Source organism: Sphingobium sp. DEHP117, assembly GCF_030867385.1.
Lineage (GTDB): Bacteria > Pseudomonadota > Alphaproteobacteria > Sphingomonadales > Sphingomonadaceae > Sphingobium.
This window is the reverse complement of sequence record NZ_JAPFBJ010000002.1, coordinates 977,499-992,650: the sequence shown is the minus strand read 5'-3', so window position 1 is coordinate 992,650 and position 15,152 is coordinate 977,499. Positions and strand designations below refer to the sequence as shown.

Genomic DNA, 15,152 nt, shown 5'->3' with positions numbered 1-15,152 from the left:
TGGAAGTAACCAGTCCCGTCACCCCGGACTTGATCCGGGGTCCCGCTGTTCTTTCGAAAGTGCGGCCAAGAAGAGGTGCAATGTCATTCGTCAAAACGGGCTCAACACATCCAGCAATTGCTGCCCCCAGCGCGCCTGCTGCGCGTCGGTCAATTGCCCCTTGCCGCCATAGCTGATCCGCGCCTCGGCGATCTGGGTGTGGCGGATGCTGTTGTCGCGCGCCACGTCCTGCGGGCGGACGATGCCGCTCACCAGCAGCTCGCGCAGCTCGAAGTTGACACGGCTTTCCTGCCGCCCCTTGATGACAAGGTTGCCGTTGGGCAGCACGGCGGTGACGATCGCCGCCATCGTCATGCTGATCGTCTCGCTGCGCGCGGTGCTGCCCTTGCCGTCGTTGCTCGATTCCGTGCTGCTGCCGACGAGGTTGTTGCTGTCCACCCCAATCGCGCGCTTCACGATCTTCTCCAGCCCGAACAACGCACTCGCCCCGCCCGCCTCTGAGCCGGAGCGGGAGCGGCTGGTAGCATTACTAAGGCTGGCCTTGTCGGAAATGTCGATGCGGATGGTCAGGATGTCGCCCACTTTGGACGCGCGCTGATCCTGAAACAGCGCACCCGCGCCGTTGCGGAATAGCGAGGCCGAGGCGGCAACGGGCGGATCGGCCGCCTCCCCGCCGCGCTGCGCGGTGGAAAGCTGGGTGAGTGAAGGCTCCGCGACAGGTGCGGGCGGCGCCTGCGTCTCGCTCAGCTTGGGCGCGCGGCCGACATCCTTCAGCCGCCCCCATGTGCCGCAGGCAGAGAGAGCGAGGAAAAACCCCAGCGCGATATATCCCTTCATGGCGCATCCACTTCCGCCGCGCCCGGCCCCGTAACCCGCGCCTCCAGCGTGCGGTCGGTCGCGAGGTTGACGACGCGCACAGCTCCGCCCGCCGCGCCATCGCCCAGCGCCCTGCCCGGCGCGGTGATCGTAAGCCGGCCCGAGCGCATGACCAGCGTCACCCCTTCGCCCCGGCGCACCAGATTCGGCGGGCCGATATCGCTCGCGCGCACCGTCGCGCCCAGAGCAAGCGCGCGCCGCGCCTCCTTCCCCGCCGCATCCGCCCCGCGCAGGGCAAAGCGGGCCGTGGCGGCAGGCACAGACGCGCGCTCGAAGTCCGCCGCCGCCAGCACCTCCCCACGCGCAACCGGGCGCACCAGCACATCCACCTCCGTAACCCCGGCGGCAGCAGCAGCCATGAGCAACACCGCAATCACCGCAACTGGCTCGATGCAGCGAGCATCTCGTCCACCGTCTTCACCACGCGGCTGTTCATCTCATAGGCGCGCTGTGCGGAGATGAGCGCCGTGATCTCCTCCACCGGGTTGACGTTCGACCCTTCGACAAAGCCTTGTTGCACCGTGCCGAAGCCCGGCTCGCCGGGGTTGGCGAGGCTCGCCTGCCCCGATGCCGCGCTCTCCAGAAACAAATTGTCACCCTGCGCCTGCAAGCCCGCATCGTTGATGAAGGTCGCGAGCTGGATCTGCCCCACGGTCTGCGGCGTCGGGCTGCCGGAGGTGCGCACCTGCACCTCGCCGGTCTTGGAGATGGTCACATCCACCGTCCCCTGCGGAATGGTGATGCCCGGCTGCACGGCATAGCCCTGCGCGCTCACCAGCTCACCCTGATCCGAAAGCTGGAAAGACCCGTCGCGCGTATATGCCGTTTCGCCCGAGGGCAGCGTCACCGGAAAATAGCCGCGCCCCTCGATCGCTATGTCATAGCGGTTGCCGGTCTGCTGCAGCGCGCCCTGCTGCTCGATGCGATAGATCGCGCCGGTTTTTACTCCCGCGCCGATCTGGATGCCCGATGGCGCGCGCGCGCCGTCATTGCCCGCGCCGGGCGGCGTCTCCTGCTGATAGAGCAGATCCTGAAACTCCGCCCGCTGGCGCTTGAAGCCGGTGGTGTTCATGTTGGCGATGTTGTGAGAGATCACATCGACATTGGTCTGCTGCGCCAGCATGCCGGACGAAGCGATAGATAACGAACGCATTTTTGTTCTCCTTCGGAGGTTCCGGTTCCGGCCCTCTCCCCCTCCCAACCATCCGACAGGGTATCTTATGGGCGGTTGGGAGGGGCGTGGCCGAGGCGCGTGACTCGTCCACGGGGCTGGTGCCGCCCATCGGCGTGAGCCGATCAAACTAATCATCCAATCCTGCCCAGCCGCCCGATCGCGTCGCGGCGCAGATCGTCGATCGCCTTGCTGATCGCCATGCTGGACTGATAGCTGCGCAATATGTCGATCAGCTCGGTCGTTTCACTGATCGGCTGCACGTTGGAGCCTTCGACGCCCCCGCTCCTGATGCGCGTCTCGTTGGCGCCGAGCGGCCGCCCGCCGCTCCCCGCCATCAGGCCGTCGCCACGCTGGCTGAGCGCACCGTCGTCATCGAACACCGTCACGCCGATGCGCCCCAGCGGCCCGGTCTGCGCGGAAAGCGTGCCGTCCGGCGCCATTGCCAGCGTCGGCAGCGCATCGGGCGGGACGGCAATCGGCTGGCCGCCCTCGTCCAGCACTTTCATGCCGCCGGACGTCACCAGCTCGCCCGCCTCACTCACCTTTAGGAACCCCGCGCGCGTATAGGCGGTCTCTCCCGCCGCATCCTGCACAGCGAGCCAGCCCGGCCCGTCGATCATGATGTCGAGCGGATTGCCGGTCGGTTGGAACGCGCCACTGCGGGTATCGAGCGTAGCGCGGTAATCCTGCACGAAGCGGGTGGCGCGCGCATCGCGCGGCGCCTCGCGGGGCGGCGGCCCCTCCATTGTCTCGACATATTCGTGAAACACCGGCGCCTCGCGCCTGAAGCCCGCCGTCTCGCTGTTCGCCATATTGTTGGCGGCGATGTCGAGCCTGCGGCGCAGCGCCTGCTCGTGGCTCAGGAGAACATAGGTCGAAATGTCCATCGCTCGATGTCCCGGCAAAAACTGCTTGGATTTGGGTTGGAGGCGGAAATTTTTGCCGCCCCTCGCCTCTATAATAGGAGGGACGATGGCCCGCCCGCGCGCGGCGGCCGGATTTTTGACAAGGGACGAACCGCCGCATGGCTCCACGCAAGAAACCCGAAGACGCCACACCCCCGCCCGCCAGCCCTGAGGAGGAAGCGAGCGGCCTTGTCGACATCGGCCCGGATGCCCCACCTCCCCCGGCAGGCAAGCGCGCCTTCCTCAAGAACAGGAAGGTGATGATCGGCGGCGCGGCGGCGCTGTTGCTGATGGCGGGCGGCGGCGGCGCGGCGATGATGCTGGCGGGCGGCGAGGAAAAACCCGCGCATGGCGAGCAGGCGAAGGACGCGCATGCGCAAGCCGAGGAGGCAGAAGAAGAGCCCGAGGAAGAGGAAGGCGCGGAGAGAGAAGGCGAAGGCAAGGATGGCGAGCTGCCGCTCGTCGATGTGCCGCCGATGATCGTCAACCTGCGCACCACCAATGGCGAACCGCGCTACCTCAAGATCCGCTTCATGCTGGAAGCGAAATCGGCGGAAAAGACCGAGAAGCTCAAGGCCAAGCTGCCGCTCATCATCGATTCCTACCAGCCCTTTCTGCGCGAGCTGCGACCAGAGGACATTTCCGGTTCCGCCGCCGTGTTCCGCATCAAGGAGGAAATGCTGATCCGTGCCACCGAGGCCGCAGGCAAGGGCATGGTGAAGGACGTGCTCATCCAGGATCTGGTGCAGCAATGACCGAGGAAGCGCCTGAAGACTTCGAGGAATTTGTCGAGTTCAAGCTGCCCGATCCGCCTGTGATCGGAGGCGCGGAAGGCGGAACGTTCGATCAGGCAAGCATCGACGCGCTGTTCGGCGGCGGCGGTCCGGCCGAGACCCACCGCGTGGGCTTACGCGCGGTACTGGAATCGGAGATCATCAACCACGAGCGCCTGCCGATGCTGGAGGTGGTGTGCGAACGCATGGTCCGCGCGCTTTCCACCTCGATGCGCACGCTCACCTCGGACAGCATCGACATCAGCCTCGATGATGTGACCACCGCGCGCTTCAGTGACTTCATGGACCGGGTCACCCTGCCCGCCATGATCGCCGTCGTCCGGGTCGAGGATTGGGAGAATTACGGCATCATCACCGTCGACTCCGGCCTCATCTACGCCATCGTGGACGCTTTGCTCGGCGGCAAGCGCGGCACCCAGATCATGATCGACGGGCGCGATTTCACCACGATCGAGACGGCTTTGGTCGCGCGCGTGCTGCGCCTCGCGATCCTCGAGTTCAGCACGGCGCTCGCCCCCATAGCACCGGTCACGATCAAGCTGGAGCGGATCGAGACGAACCCGCGCTTTGCCGCTATCGCCCGTCCAAGCAACATCGGCGCGGTCTGCACCTTCCGTGTCGATATCGACGGGCGCGGCGGGCGTTTCTCGATGATGTTCCCGCAGGCGACGATGGAGCCGGTGCGAGACAAGCTGGCCCAGCGTTTCATGGGCGAGACGGCGGGGCGCGAGAACATCTGGCCCGATCATATGCGCCAGCAGATGCTCGCCACCCAGGTCGAGCTTTCGGTGCTGCTGGGCGAGATCAGCATGACACTGGAGCAGGTGCAGGCGCTCGAGATCGGCCAGAACCTCAATTTTCATGCCGAGCCATCGCAACAGATGGGCGTGCTGTGCGGCCGTTTGCATCTGGCGCAGGTGCGCGCTGGCCAACGGCGCGGCAACCTCGCCGTCAGCCTCGCCACATCGATCAGCAAGGGAAAGCGCCTATGACTGTCGGCATCATGAGCCAGTTGCTGCTCGCCATCCTGTGCGGCGGCGTCATCGTGCAGACGGTGCGGCTGATGCGCCGGTTGCGGATGGTGGCGGACGGGCAGCTGGGCGAGGCGGTGACCGCGCTGGATGCCGCCACGCGCGAGGCGCGCACCGTGCTCTCCGGCTTGCGGCAGGCGCTGGGCGGAGACGGCGCGGCGGTGGCGCGCGAGGTGATGGCTGCGCGCGAGTTGAGCGAGGAATTGCGCATGATGATCGGCATTGCCGACGCGATGGCGGAGCGGCTGTCGGGCGCGGGGTCGGCCGAGGCGCCCGCCCCGGAAATGCTGCCCCCTCCGCCTGCCCCCAAGCGCACCCGCAAGGCCAAGGCGCCCGCGCCATGACCCGCCGCCGCGCACCACTGTTGCTCGGGATGACGGCTACCGCCGCGCTGATGACCGGCGGCAGCACACTCGTTTCAGCCGGGACCGCGATTGCCGAACAGGCAAAGGCCCCGCCCGCCGCCGAACCCGCCCCCACCACCCGCATGGGCGCGATGGTGGCCGATGATATGGCGAAACGCGACGCGGCAGCGCGGGCGAGGGCGCGCGCGATCGACCTTCAGGAGCAGGCGGCCAAAGCGGCGGCCATGCGCCTGCAATCGGCGCTCAAATCAGGCGCGCAAACGAGCGATCCTGCCACAGCCGGGGCGCCGCCCGCCTCGCCGCCCCCCGGCGCCGCATCAGCCCCTCCCCAGCCCGATCAGTTCGACACGCTCGCCCGCATCTATCAGGCGATGAAGCCCGCCAAGGCCGCGCCGGTGTTCGAGCAGCTGGACCTTGAGGTGCAATATCTGGTCGCCAAGAAAATGCGCGAGCGCTCTGCCGCGCTGCTGATGGCCGCGATGTCACCGCAGGGAGCCGCGCGCCTCTCGATGCGGATGGCCGGGCGCCCCGCACCCAGGCCGACCCGCCCTACGTCCCCCTAAGCCGCGCGGTCGTCGCGCAGGGATGCCAGAAAATCATTGCTGGTGCTGCGCAGCGCTTCGGAGCGGGCGCGCAATGACGCCATGATCGCCCGGATTTCCTCCGCCAGCATATCCGCCTCGCGCGCGCTTTTCGCCACCTCGTCCGCCGTCATCCGCACCTGGTGCGATGCGGACGCGGTGCGGCCGGCCGCCTCGCTGATCTCCGATGTCGTCTGGCGCTGGCCGGTAACGGCGCTGGCAATGTGGCTGCCGCGCGCGGACATCATGGCGATGGTCTCCGCGACGGAGCGCATGGCGCTGTCCGCCACGCCCATCTTTTCGCGCGTCCCCTCGATGATGTCGTCTATGCGCGCGACGGCATTGTGGGTCTGGGTCGCGAGCTGTTTCACCTCGTTGGCGACGATGACGAAGCCACGCCCCGCTTCGCCTGCGCGCGCCGCCTCGATCGTGGCGTTGAGCGAGAGCAGGCCGGTCTGGCCCGCCAGATCCTGGATCATGCGGACGATCTCGCCGATACTGTCCGTCTGCTGCGCCAGCGCCTCCAGGCTGATCAGCCCATTGTCGCCCGCCGCCCGCGCCGCCGCGCCAATCGCCACCTGCTCGTCCGCCTCCGCCGCGATTTCCGCCGCCGCTTCGTTGAGCGCGCCGGTGGCATGGGCTACCGATTCGACCGCATCGGTCGTGCTCGTCGCCAGATCGAGCACATGCTGCGCCTTGTCACGTGCGCTCGCATTGAGATGGCTGATATTCTCGGTCGCCAGCGCCAGCGCGCTGATCGCCTCATCGAGATGCTCCGCCAAAGCCGCGACCGATTCCTCATAGCGCGTCGCCAGCGTCACCATCGCTGCCTGCCGCTCGGCCATCGCCCGTTCGCGATCGCTCTCCCGCTGAGCGCGGGCGGCTAGCGCGGCGGCGGAACTGCGCTCAATCTCCTGGCGCTCCGCCTCGGCCATGCGCCGCTCGGTCTCGCGCCGTTCCATGTCGGCCTTCATCCGCCCGACGAACGCTCTCGCCATCTGCAGATAGGCCTGCGCCAGCATGATCGAGAACAGCATCACCAGCGCCGCGAGCAGTATGAGCCCTCTTGGGGAGACGCTGAAGATATGCACCTCCGCCATCAGCCACAGGTTGAAGATGTAGACGAGCGAGGCGCGGGGGATCATCGCGAAGGTCAATCCGCCGACGCAGATCACACCGACATGCGTGGCAAGCAAAACCATCTTCTGCTCGACGCTGCTGCCATGGCTGGCGGTGACGAACAGCAGCCCCCAGCCGAGCGAGATGCAGAAAGTGTAGATGGTGAAACCCCGGAAACAGGCCGCCACGCTGCGATACTGGACCCGGCTGAACCGCGTGAATGGCATCAGAAACTGCGCGGCAAGCGCGATGCCCATCTGTATCGCGGTCAAGGCCCAGAGAAGACCCGCGTTCGCCTCGTTGGCAAAGCTGGCGCCGATGGTCAGGGCCAGCACCATAACCGGCAGCGCGGTGCGCGCCACCCCGCGGCTCGCACCGCGCGCCTGTTCCATGCCGATCTGGCGCAAGGCAGGTGTGGAATCCGCGTCAACGGCGGAGATCCACCGCAACGCTCTGTACCAGACGCCTGCGACTTTCATATATTCATCGCCCTCAGCGGTTCCCTGGCATCCTATTGATCCAGTGGAAAAATATAGCGGGCAATGGTTGCCAAAAGTTTACGGGGCAAACCGGTTGATAGCCTTTTCGGAGCGGATTACACACTCGTCCGGCGATCCACCGCCGCACGGCAAAAACCAGCATGGGCCATCGGCCTGTTGTAATCGCGTTCAGCAGATGATTACCTATTGGCGGTACAGGCGGGTGCGACACCTTCATCAACAGGGCACATGGCGAAAATCCTTTTCATCTTCGGCACCCGTCCGGAAGCGATCAAGCTCTTCCCCGTCGTGCATGCGCTGCGCGCCCAGCCGGGCATCGACACGCGCGTCTGCGTCACCGCCCAGCATCGCGGCCTGCTCGATCAGGTGCTGGAGATCGCCGGAATACAGCCGGACATCGACCTCGACGTGATGCAGGAAAACCAAAGCCTCGATGCGCTGACCGCGCGCCTCATCACCAGCATCGGCGCGGCGCTTGATGCCGAGCAGCCCGCCCGGGTGATCGTCCATGGCGATACGCTCACCACCATGGTCGCCAGCCTCGCCGCCTACTACCGCAAGATCCCGGTCGGCCATGTCGAGGCGGGCCTCCGCAGTGGCGACATCCACCACCCGTGGCCTGAAGAGGTCAACCGCCGCGTTGTCGCCTGCATCGCGGACATGAACTTCGCGCCCACGCAAACCGCCGCCGCCGCCCTGCGCGCAGAAAACCGAGACGCCGCGTCCATCCACATCACCGGCAACACCGTGATCGACGCGCTGCTCGCCACGCGCAAGCGCATCCACGCCGACCCCACCCTCGCCTCAGGCTTGGACGCCCTCGCCGCGCGCTTTCACGCCAAGCGCATCATCGCCGTCACCTCGCACCGGCGCGAGAACTTCGGCGGCGGGATGGAGGCGATCGCCGGCGCGATCAAAGACATTGCCGCCCGCCCGGACGTCGCGATCATCTTCCCCGTCCACCCCAACCCCAATGTCCGCGCGGTGATGGACAGCGCGCTGGCAAACCTCGATAATGTCGCGATGATCGACCCGCTCGACTATTCCCACTTCGTCCGCCTGCTCGATATGAGCACCCTCGTCCTGACCGACAGCGGCGGCGTGCAGGAGGAAGCGCCCTCGCTTGGCAAGCCGGTGCTGGTAATGCGCGAGACGACCGAGCGCCCGGAAGGCGTCGCGGCAGGCACCGCGCGCCTCGTCGGCACCGATCGGGCCCGCATCGTTACCGAAATGTTCAGGCTTTTGGACGATAGCGAGGCCTATTCCGCCATGTCGCGCGCGCACAATCCGTTTGGCGACGGCACGGCCGGGGAACAGATTGCAAGGATCATCGCCGATGCCCACCAGCACTGAGCAACAGGTCGCCGTCATCGGCCTCGGCTATATCGGCCTGCCCACGGCGGCGCTGATCGCGCGCAGCGGGGCGAAGGTGCTCGGCGTCGATGTCTCCGCGCATGTGGTGGACACGATCAACTCGGGCAAGGTGCATATCGAGGAGGTCGATCTCGATGGCCTCGTGCAGGGCGTGGTCGCGCGCGGTTCCTTACGCGCCTCGCTCGCGGTCGAGGCGTCGGATGTGTTCGTCATCGCCGTGCCGACCCCGGTGAGCGAGGACAACGCGCCGGACATCTCCTATGCCTTGAACGCCGCCCGCACCATCGCGCCCGTGCTCGCGGCGGGCAATGTCGTGATCCTCGAATCCACCTCTCCCGTCGGCACCACCGAGGCGATGCGCGATCTGCTGGCCGAGCTGCGCCCCGATCTCAAGATGCCGCACGCTGGGAATGGCGTGGCAGACATCGCCATCGCCTATTGCCCGGAGCGCGTGCTGCCCGGCCGCATCCTCGTGGAGCTGATCGACAATGACCGCTGCATCGGCGGCATCACGCCGCGTTGCGCGCGCAAGGCGCTGTCTTTCTATCGCGGCTTCGTGCGCGGCGCGTGCATCACCACGTCGGCCAAGGCGGCGGAGATGGTGAAGCTCGTCGAAAACAGCTTCCGCGATGTCAACATCGCCTTCGCCAACGAGCTGAGCCTGATCGCAGACAAGGCAGGCATCGACGTGTGGGAGGTCATCAGCCTCGCCAACCGCCACCCGCGCGTCAACATCCTCCAGCCCGGCCCCGGCGTCGGCGGCCACTGCATCGCGGTCGATCCGTGGTTCATCGTCCATGCCGACCCGGAGAACGCGCGGCTGATCCGCACCGCGCGCGAGGTGAACCTCTCCAAGACCGACCATGTGCTCGCGAAAGCGTCCGACCTCATAGACACCTTCCCGGACGATGACATCGCGTGCCTGGGCCTCGCCTTCAAACCCAATATCGACGACTTCCGCGAAAGCCCCGCGCTCGAAATCGCCCACCGCCTCGCCCGCCGCTATGGTCGCCGGGTAAAGCTGGTCGAGCCGTATGCTTCCGCGCTACCGATAGAGTTTGCCGATACGCACGCGCAGCTGATCGACATCGACACCGCAATCGAAAGCTGCGGCATCTTCATAGTGCTGGTGGATCACGATGTATTCAAATCCGTGCCGCTTGACGAGCGCACCGGCAAAGCGGTCTACGACACCCGCGGTATCTGGCGCGACCAGCCGGAAAGGCTCACGGCCAAGGCGATGTTGAGGCGGGTGGGGGATTGAGGCCGGGGTACTGATCTCCACCCGTTCCGTCATTCCCGCGAACGCGGGAATCCAGTATCGACCTCCGGATGACGCGCGAAGTCAATCCTGTCGTGTATTTGTTGGCGTCCCGTCGTAACGGCACGCTGTATGCAGGCGTAACATCTAACCTCATGCAGCGAATTGCACAGCATCGGCAGGAGATGCTGGGTGGGTTCACCGCAGAATATGATTGCAAAATGCTGGTCTGGTTCGAGCAGCACGCGACAATGGAATCTGCAATCCTGCGCGAGAAGCGCATCAAGAAATGGCGTCGTGCCTGGAAGATCGACCTGATCGAGCAGAGCAATCCCGAATGGCGTGATCTGGCAATCGACATAGGTTTCGAGCCGCTGGGATAACTGGATCCCCGCGTTCGCGGGGATGACGAAAAACACCCCTGTCCTACACCCCCTCCCTCCTGCTACACCCCACCAAGACCCTGGGGCGGGTCGACATTCAGATGATGACGTGACGGAGTCGTAGACGACCGCAGGACAAAATGTCGGTTTTCCGTGACCCGGAGCGCAGCGTACTTAAAGGTACGTGAGCACCGGAAGCGCGGGGAACCGATATTTGCAGGCCGTCAGGGCTGAATGTCGATCCGGCCCAAAGCCGCGTTCCGCGCGGAGAGCCGTCGCCGCATCCCGCCGCCTGCCCCACAAGGTCAGGCCCGCCAAGCGGCCCTTGCTTTCCTTATGCGCCTTGAGCGCGCCGTGCCTCGGGTCTTCATGGGTCCGGCGGCGCCCGAAAGGTCGCCAGCGCAGGCTATCGGGCGGCGGGGTGGCTGGCCCGGATCGGGTGCATATTGATGATCGCGCAGGCTTACCACGTCTTTGATGCTCCAGCCGCGCGCACGGTCAGGCAAAGCGCATCCCCCTTACAGGGCGTGACTTTCATGACTTTCCGGCGTGATGTTCGCCCTCCCCAACCCGCTTGCCCCCTGCCCGCCCCGGCTGGTACAAGCGCGGCCATGCTGATGCGGCTTGCCATCTTCGCGCTCATTCTGTCCGGCCTCGCCAACCTCGGCTTCGCCGCGCGGGACCCGAGCCTGTGGATGATCCCCGCTCTACTCGCCGGGTGGTATGCGGCGGATATGCTGTCCGGCATGGTGCATATGCTGATGGATTATCACCCGGCGCGACTGGGCGTGGGGCTGGACCGGCTCTATTTCTACCCCGGCTCGCGCGAGAGCGACGAATATCAGGGGATGTTCCGCGCGAGCATGGCGCGGCTCAACCCGTTCGAGCGGCTGGTCTATGATTTCAAGAACCACCACCCCCGGCCCGATGCGCTCGGCCGGCGTACGACGCTGCGGCAGATCGGCTCGACCATCGTCGCGGGGTCGCTCCCGGTGTCGCTGCTGCTCAATGCGGCGTGCCTCGTCTGGCCGCTGCCGGGCTGGGCCGTGGCGGGCGTGCTGAACTTCCTTGTCGGGGGCACCTTCGCGCAATATTTCCACGGCACGCTCCACCGCGCGGATAATCCGTGGATAATCAACGCGATGCGCAAAGTCGGTCTGTTGATGACCCCTGCGGCGCATCAGCTGCATCACGATACTTTGCGGCGCGATTTCGCCACCAATTCCGGCTGGAGCAACGCTGTGCTCAATCCCGTCTTCCGCCTCGCGCGGCGGCGCGGCTGGCTCACCGATGCCGGGCTGGAGCCACAAGGTTGATTGAGCCGCCGCACCCAAAAGAAATGGGGGGCCAAAAGACCCCCCAAGACTTCAACGATGAGGAAATGAAGACTTATTCCTCGCCATTGTCCTTCACGCCCACTGTCGGCACGTCGATCGTTTCTTCCTTGGTGCCGACGACGACCTCCTTGGAATCCACATCAACGGCGGGCATCTCGCCGCCCTTGGCGCTCACGTCGACATCCGGCAGTGCGCCTTCCTTGACGTCGGCGGTCCAGAAGCCGCTGGCGAATAACAGGGCTACTATAACCGCGGCTATAACAGCGACGATAAGCACGACACGCCCGGCACCGCCCCGCCGTTCGCGCTCCAGATGTTCATTGCGATACTCGGCCATGGTCAATCTCCTCACTTGGCCGAGGAGAAACCCGCATCGCAAACTTCTGTTCCATCACAAGGGCATGGTTCGCCTGCCCACGTTCCCTCAGGCGTCGATCATCTCGTCGTCCAGCGCGGCCGCATTGTCCTGAATAAACGCGAAACGGTGGGCAGGATTGGTGCCCATCAGCCGGTCGACGAGATCGCGCACCGCCGCCGCTTCCTCATATTCCTGAGGCAGCGTGATGCGGATCATGCCGCGCGTCTTGGGGTCCATAGTCGTCTCGCGCAGCTGCGCCGGGTTCATCTCGCCCAGCCCCTTGAAGCGCGAAACCTCGACCTTCTTGTTTTTCAGCTCGCCTGCCAGCAGCGCATCCTTGTGCGCATCGTCCTTGGCGTAGACGCTCTTGCCGCCGGTGGTGAGCCGATAGAGCGGCGGCTGCGCGAGATAGAGGTGCCCGCGTTTCACCAGCTCCGGCATCTCCTGAAAGAAGAAGGTCATCAACAAGGTGGCGATATGCGCGCCGTCCACGTCCGCGTCGGTCATGATGACGATGCGCTCATAGCGCAGATTGTCCGGGTTGCAGTCCTTCCGCGTGCCACAGCCGATCGCCTGGATGAGGTCGGCAATCTCCTGGTTGGCGAGGATCTTCTGCGCGGTGGCGGAGGCGACGTTCAAGATCTTGCCGCGAATGGGCAGGATGGCCTGCGTCTTACGGTCCCGCGCCTGTTTGGCGGAGCCGCCCGCGCTGTCGCCCTCGACGATGAATATCTCGGTGCCCGCCGGGTCATCGGCCGAGCAATCGGTCAGCTTGCCGGGCAGCCGCAGCTTGCGCCCCGAGGTGGCTGTCTTGCGCTTGATTTCCTTTTCGGCCCGCCGCGCAAGCCGCTCGTCCATCCGGTCGATGACGTAGGAGAGCAGCGCCTTGCCCCGGTCCATGTTGTCGGCAAGGAAATGGTCGAAATGGTCGCGCACCGCCTTTTCGACGAGGCCGGAAGCCTCTGGCGACGTCAGGCGATCCTTGGTTTGGCTCTGGAACTGCGGATCGCGGATGAAGACGCTGAGCATCAGCTCGCACCCGGTCATCACATCTTCGGCCGTGATGTCCTTCGCCTTCTTGACCCCCGCCAGCTCGCCAAAGGCGCGGATGCCCTTCACCAGCGCCGCGCGCAGCCCCGCCTCGTGCGTGCCGCCATCAGGCGTGGGAATGGTGTTGCAATACCAGCTATAGCTGCCGTCAGACCACAGCGGCCAGGCGATCGCCCATTCCGCGCGGCCGACCGCCCCTGCAAACTCCTGCGTGCCAGTGAAGAAGTCCTTGGTGGCGCACTGGCGCTGGCCGACCTGCTCGGCCAGATGATCGGCCAGCCCGCCGGGAAACTGGAACACTGCCTCGGCGGGCGTCTCGTCGATCAGCAGCTCGGGCGCGCACCGCCAGCGTATCTCCACCCCGGCGAACAGATAAGCCTTGGAGCGGGCCAGCTTGTAGAGCCGCGTCGGCTTGAAATGCAGCGCGCCGAAGATCTCGGCGTCGGGCACGAAGCTCACCGATGTGCCGCGCCGGTTGGGCGCCGCGCCCACCTTCTCCAGAGCGCCCTGCACATGGCCTTTACTGAAGCGCTGGCGAAACAGCTCCTTGTTCCGCGCGACCTCGACCACCGTCTCCACCGACAGCGCGTTCACCACCGAAACGCCCACGCCGTGCAGCCCGCCGGAGGTGGAATAGGCCTTGTCGGAAAACTTGCCGCCCGAATGCAGGGTGGTGAGGATCACCTCCAGCGCCGACTTGTCCGGAAACTTGGGATGCGGGTCAACCGGGATGCCACGGCCATTATCGGTTATCGTCAGGCGGTTGCCGGGTTCCAGCACGATCTCGATGCGCGTGGCGTGGCCCGCCACCGCCTCGTCCATCGCGTTGTCGAGCACTTCGGAGGCCAGATGATGCAGCGCGCGCTCGTCCGTCCCGCCGATATACATGCCCGGGCGGCGGCGCACCGGCTCCAGCCCCTCCAGCACCTCGATCGAGGAGGCGTCGTAATTGCCGGAGGATGTGGAAGGGGCGGACGCGAACAGATCATCGGACATGGAGGCGGTATAGGGCGCGCCCTCATGCCAAAGCAAGCCCGACGCGCGCGCACGCGGCACATGTCACTCACCCCGGTGACAACCCATGTCATCGCCAGCCTGCATCGGCTCGGCGCAATGTCGAAACCTTTTGACGCCCGGCCTGTTCGTTTCTCAAGCACTTAGCAAAAAGGGAAACACCATGACGGCTCGTTTTACAACATTGATCGCCGCTTCGGCAGCCATGTTGATCACGGCTCCGGCGCATGCGCAAAATGGCTCCAGCGACATAGGCGACTGGAGCGGACCTTATGTGGGCGGATCATTCGGCTATGGCTGGGGGCCTAATGACAATGCCGAACGCAATGAACGCATTCTTTTTGACACCAACGGCGACGGGCAGTTCGGCGACACGGTGAGCACCATCGGCGGCACCGATGCATTTGCGCCCGGCTTCTGCCGCGGCCGCCCGAACGGCAACAGCGCGGCTGGCGGCTGCAAAGGTGATCGCGATGGACGCGCCGGCTGGTCGATCCACGCTGGCTTCGACCGCCAGATGGGCAGCTTCGTGGTCGGCGCGGTGGTGGAGGCCGGGCGCAAGAACATCTCGAACACGGTAACCGGGTTCAGTTCCACGCCCGCAGCCTATGCAATGACCCGCCGCCTGGACTGGGACGCAGCCGCCCGCCTTCGCGCTGGCTTTGCCCTCCCCACCAACACGCTGATCTACGCCACGGGCGGTGTCGCCTATGGCAAGTTCAGGAATTCCTTTGCAACCACCAACGGCTTCAACACCTTTACTCAGACGGAGCGGAAGGAGCGAGACTGGGGGTGGGTCGTCGGTGGCGGCATCGAGCAGAAGGTTTCCGAGAATTTCTCGATAGGCGTGATTTACAAGTACACACGCTTCAATCCAAACGACTATCGGGTAGTGGCGGGTCAGGGCACACCGCCCTCAGCCACCAATCCATTTGTGATCACGCCTTCCGGGCAGACGGTGTTCAAGCGCAGCAGCGAACGTTTCACCACGCAGGATGTACGCGTGACAGCAAGCCTGCGCTTCTAATGG

Annotated in this window: 16 protein-coding genes; 9 read left to right on the top strand and 7 right to left on the bottom strand. The window is 65.4% G+C overall.

The window, feature by feature from the left end; all coding sequences use genetic code 11:
• Positions 1-90: 90 nt before the first annotated feature.
• The 4 genes from flgH to OOT33_RS11830 all read right to left on the bottom strand — a co-directional run bounded on the left by flgH (position 91) and on the right by OOT33_RS11830 (position 2,937).
• The gene (gene flgH, locus OOT33_RS11845; protein WP_307750225.1) at positions 91-837 is read right to left on the bottom strand and encodes a flagellar basal body L-ring protein FlgH; all 747 of its coding nucleotides are present in this window, start codon (positions 835-837) and stop codon (positions 91-93) included.
• Complete coding sequence (gene flgA, locus OOT33_RS11840) at positions 834-1,235, bottom strand: flagellar basal body P-ring formation chaperone FlgA (RefSeq protein ID WP_307750224.1); 402 nt, start codon at positions 1,233-1,235, stop codon at positions 834-836. Before flgA ends, flgH begins: the two co-directional genes overlap by 4 nt.
• Before the next feature lie 14 nt (positions 1,236-1,249).
• Positions 1,250-2,029, bottom strand: coding sequence for a flagellar basal-body rod protein FlgG (gene flgG, locus OOT33_RS11835; RefSeq protein ID WP_129403741.1), 780 nt, complete (start codon positions 2,027-2,029; stop codon positions 1,250-1,252).
• A 152-nt stretch (positions 2,030-2,181) separates the two neighbouring features.
• Entirely contained in the window at positions 2,182-2,937 is a 756-nt protein-coding gene (locus OOT33_RS11830; protein WP_307750223.1) for a flagellar hook-basal body complex protein, read from the bottom strand.
• 137 nt (positions 2,938-3,074) lie between these two features.
• On the opposite strand from OOT33_RS11830, the gene OOT33_RS11825 reads away from it, so the two are divergent.
• The 4 genes from OOT33_RS11825 to OOT33_RS11810 are packed head-to-tail and all read left to right on the top strand — an operon-like array spanning position 3,075 to position 5,708.
• Entirely contained in the window at positions 3,075-3,710 is a 636-nt protein-coding gene (locus tag OOT33_RS11825) for a flagellar basal body-associated FliL family protein (protein ID WP_307750222.1), read from the top strand.
• A complete protein-coding gene (fliM, locus tag OOT33_RS11820) occupies positions 3,707-4,741 on the top strand; it encodes a flagellar motor switch protein FliM (RefSeq protein ID WP_307750221.1) in 1,035 nt (344 codons plus the stop codon). The genes OOT33_RS11825 and fliM overlap by 4 nt, the downstream gene beginning before the upstream one ends.
• Positions 4,738-5,124: a DUF6468 domain-containing protein gene (locus tag OOT33_RS11815; protein ID WP_307750220.1), complete on the top strand. Its 387-nt coding sequence runs from the start codon at positions 4,738-4,740 to the stop codon at positions 5,122-5,124. Before fliM ends, OOT33_RS11815 begins: the two co-directional genes overlap by 4 nt.
• Positions 5,121-5,708: a hypothetical protein gene (locus OOT33_RS11810; RefSeq protein ID WP_307750219.1), complete on the top strand. Its 588-nt coding sequence runs from the start codon at positions 5,121-5,123 to the stop codon at positions 5,706-5,708. The genes OOT33_RS11815 and OOT33_RS11810 overlap by 4 nt, the downstream gene beginning before the upstream one ends.
• Here OOT33_RS11810 and OOT33_RS11805 read toward each other — a convergent pair.
• On the bottom strand, positions 5,705-7,324 hold the full coding sequence (locus tag OOT33_RS11805; RefSeq protein ID WP_307750218.1) for a methyl-accepting chemotaxis protein: 1,620 nt from the start codon (positions 7,322-7,324) through the stop codon (positions 5,705-5,707). The genes OOT33_RS11810 and OOT33_RS11805 overlap by 4 nt on opposite strands.
• A 249-nt stretch (positions 7,325-7,573) precedes the next feature.
• Here OOT33_RS11805 and wecB point away from each other — a divergent pair, with 249 nt between their 5' ends.
• The 4 genes from wecB (at position 7,574) to OOT33_RS11785 (ending at position 11,679) form a co-directional block, all read left to right on the top strand.
• The gene (gene wecB, locus OOT33_RS11800) at positions 7,574-8,698 is read left to right on the top strand and encodes a non-hydrolyzing UDP-N-acetylglucosamine 2-epimerase (protein ID WP_307750217.1); all 1,125 of its coding nucleotides are present in this window, start codon (positions 7,574-7,576) and stop codon (positions 8,696-8,698) included.
• Entirely contained in the window at positions 8,682-9,983 is a 1,302-nt protein-coding gene (gene wecC / locus OOT33_RS11795) for a UDP-N-acetyl-D-mannosamine dehydrogenase (protein ID WP_307750216.1), read from the top strand. The genes wecB and wecC overlap by 17 nt, the downstream gene beginning before the upstream one ends.
• Before the next feature lie 68 nt (positions 9,984-10,051).
• Positions 10,052-10,363: a GIY-YIG nuclease family protein gene (locus tag OOT33_RS11790; RefSeq protein ID WP_307750215.1), complete on the top strand. Its 312-nt coding sequence runs from the start codon at positions 10,052-10,054 to the stop codon at positions 10,361-10,363.
• 536 nt (positions 10,364-10,899) lie between these two features.
• Complete coding sequence (locus OOT33_RS11785) at positions 10,900-11,679, top strand: fatty acid desaturase CarF family protein (protein WP_307750214.1); 780 nt, start codon at positions 10,900-10,902, stop codon at positions 11,677-11,679.
• Between the two features lie 73 nt (positions 11,680-11,752).
• Here the strand turns inward: OOT33_RS11785 and OOT33_RS11780 are convergent, their stop codons facing one another.
• Together OOT33_RS11780 and parE are read right to left on the bottom strand one after the other, a co-directional pair.
• A complete protein-coding gene (locus OOT33_RS11780) occupies positions 11,753-12,037 on the bottom strand; it encodes a hypothetical protein (RefSeq protein ID WP_307750213.1) in 285 nt (94 codons plus the stop codon).
• Between the two features lie 87 nt (positions 12,038-12,124).
• Positions 12,125-14,104: a DNA topoisomerase IV subunit B gene (gene parE, locus OOT33_RS11775; protein WP_307750372.1), complete on the bottom strand. Its 1,980-nt coding sequence runs from the start codon at positions 14,102-14,104 to the stop codon at positions 12,125-12,127.
• A 130-nt stretch (positions 14,105-14,234) separates the two neighbouring features.
• Between parE and OOT33_RS11770 the strand changes: the two genes are divergently transcribed.
• On the top strand, positions 14,235-15,149 hold the full coding sequence (locus OOT33_RS11770) for an outer membrane beta-barrel protein (RefSeq protein ID WP_307750212.1): 915 nt from the start codon (positions 14,235-14,237) through the stop codon (positions 15,147-15,149).
• The last annotated feature ends 3 nt before the right edge of the window (positions 15,150-15,152 follow it).

What these genes read in the sequence shown, in the direction of transcription:
- fliM (WP_307750221.1), top strand. Translation starts at nt 3,707, where the DNA reads ATGACCGAGGAAGCGCCTGAAGACTTCGAGGAATTTGTCGAGTTCAAG.
- parE (WP_307750372.1), bottom strand. Translation starts at nt 14,104, where the DNA reads ATGTCCGATGATCTGTTCGCGTCCGCCCCTTCCACATCCTCCGGCAAT.
- OOT33_RS11825 (WP_307750222.1), top strand. Translation starts at nt 3,075, where the DNA reads ATGGCTCCACGCAAGAAACCCGAAGACGCCACACCCCCGCCCGCCAGC.
- wecC (WP_307750216.1), top strand. Translation starts at nt 8,682, where the DNA reads ATGCCCACCAGCACTGAGCAACAGGTCGCCGTCATCGGCCTCGGCTAT.
- OOT33_RS11790 (WP_307750215.1), top strand. Translation starts at nt 10,052, where the DNA reads ATGACGCGCGAAGTCAATCCTGTCGTGTATTTGTTGGCGTCCCGTCGT.
- OOT33_RS11810 (WP_307750219.1), top strand. Translation starts at nt 5,121, where the DNA reads ATGACCCGCCGCCGCGCACCACTGTTGCTCGGGATGACGGCTACCGCC.
- OOT33_RS11830 (WP_307750223.1), bottom strand. Translation starts at nt 2,937, where the DNA reads ATGGACATTTCGACCTATGTTCTCCTGAGCCACGAGCAGGCGCTGCGC.
- OOT33_RS11780 (WP_307750213.1), bottom strand. Translation starts at nt 12,037, where the DNA reads ATGGCCGAGTATCGCAATGAACATCTGGAGCGCGAACGGCGGGGCGGT.
- OOT33_RS11805 (WP_307750218.1), bottom strand. Translation starts at nt 7,324, where the DNA reads ATGAAAGTCGCAGGCGTCTGGTACAGAGCGTTGCGGTGGATCTCCGCC.
- flgG (WP_129403741.1), bottom strand. Translation starts at nt 2,029, where the DNA reads ATGCGTTCGTTATCTATCGCTTCGTCCGGCATGCTGGCGCAGCAGACC.
- OOT33_RS11815 (WP_307750220.1), top strand. Translation starts at nt 4,738, where the DNA reads ATGACTGTCGGCATCATGAGCCAGTTGCTGCTCGCCATCCTGTGCGGC.
- flgA (WP_307750224.1), bottom strand. Translation starts at nt 1,235, where the DNA reads ATGGCTGCTGCTGCCGCCGGGGTTACGGAGGTGGATGTGCTGGTGCGC.
- OOT33_RS11785 (WP_307750214.1), top strand. Translation starts at nt 10,900, where the DNA reads ATGACTTTCCGGCGTGATGTTCGCCCTCCCCAACCCGCTTGCCCCCTG.
- flgH (WP_307750225.1), bottom strand. Translation starts at nt 837, where the DNA reads ATGAAGGGATATATCGCGCTGGGGTTTTTCCTCGCTCTCTCTGCCTGC.
- wecB (WP_307750217.1), top strand. Translation starts at nt 7,574, where the DNA reads ATGGCGAAAATCCTTTTCATCTTCGGCACCCGTCCGGAAGCGATCAAG.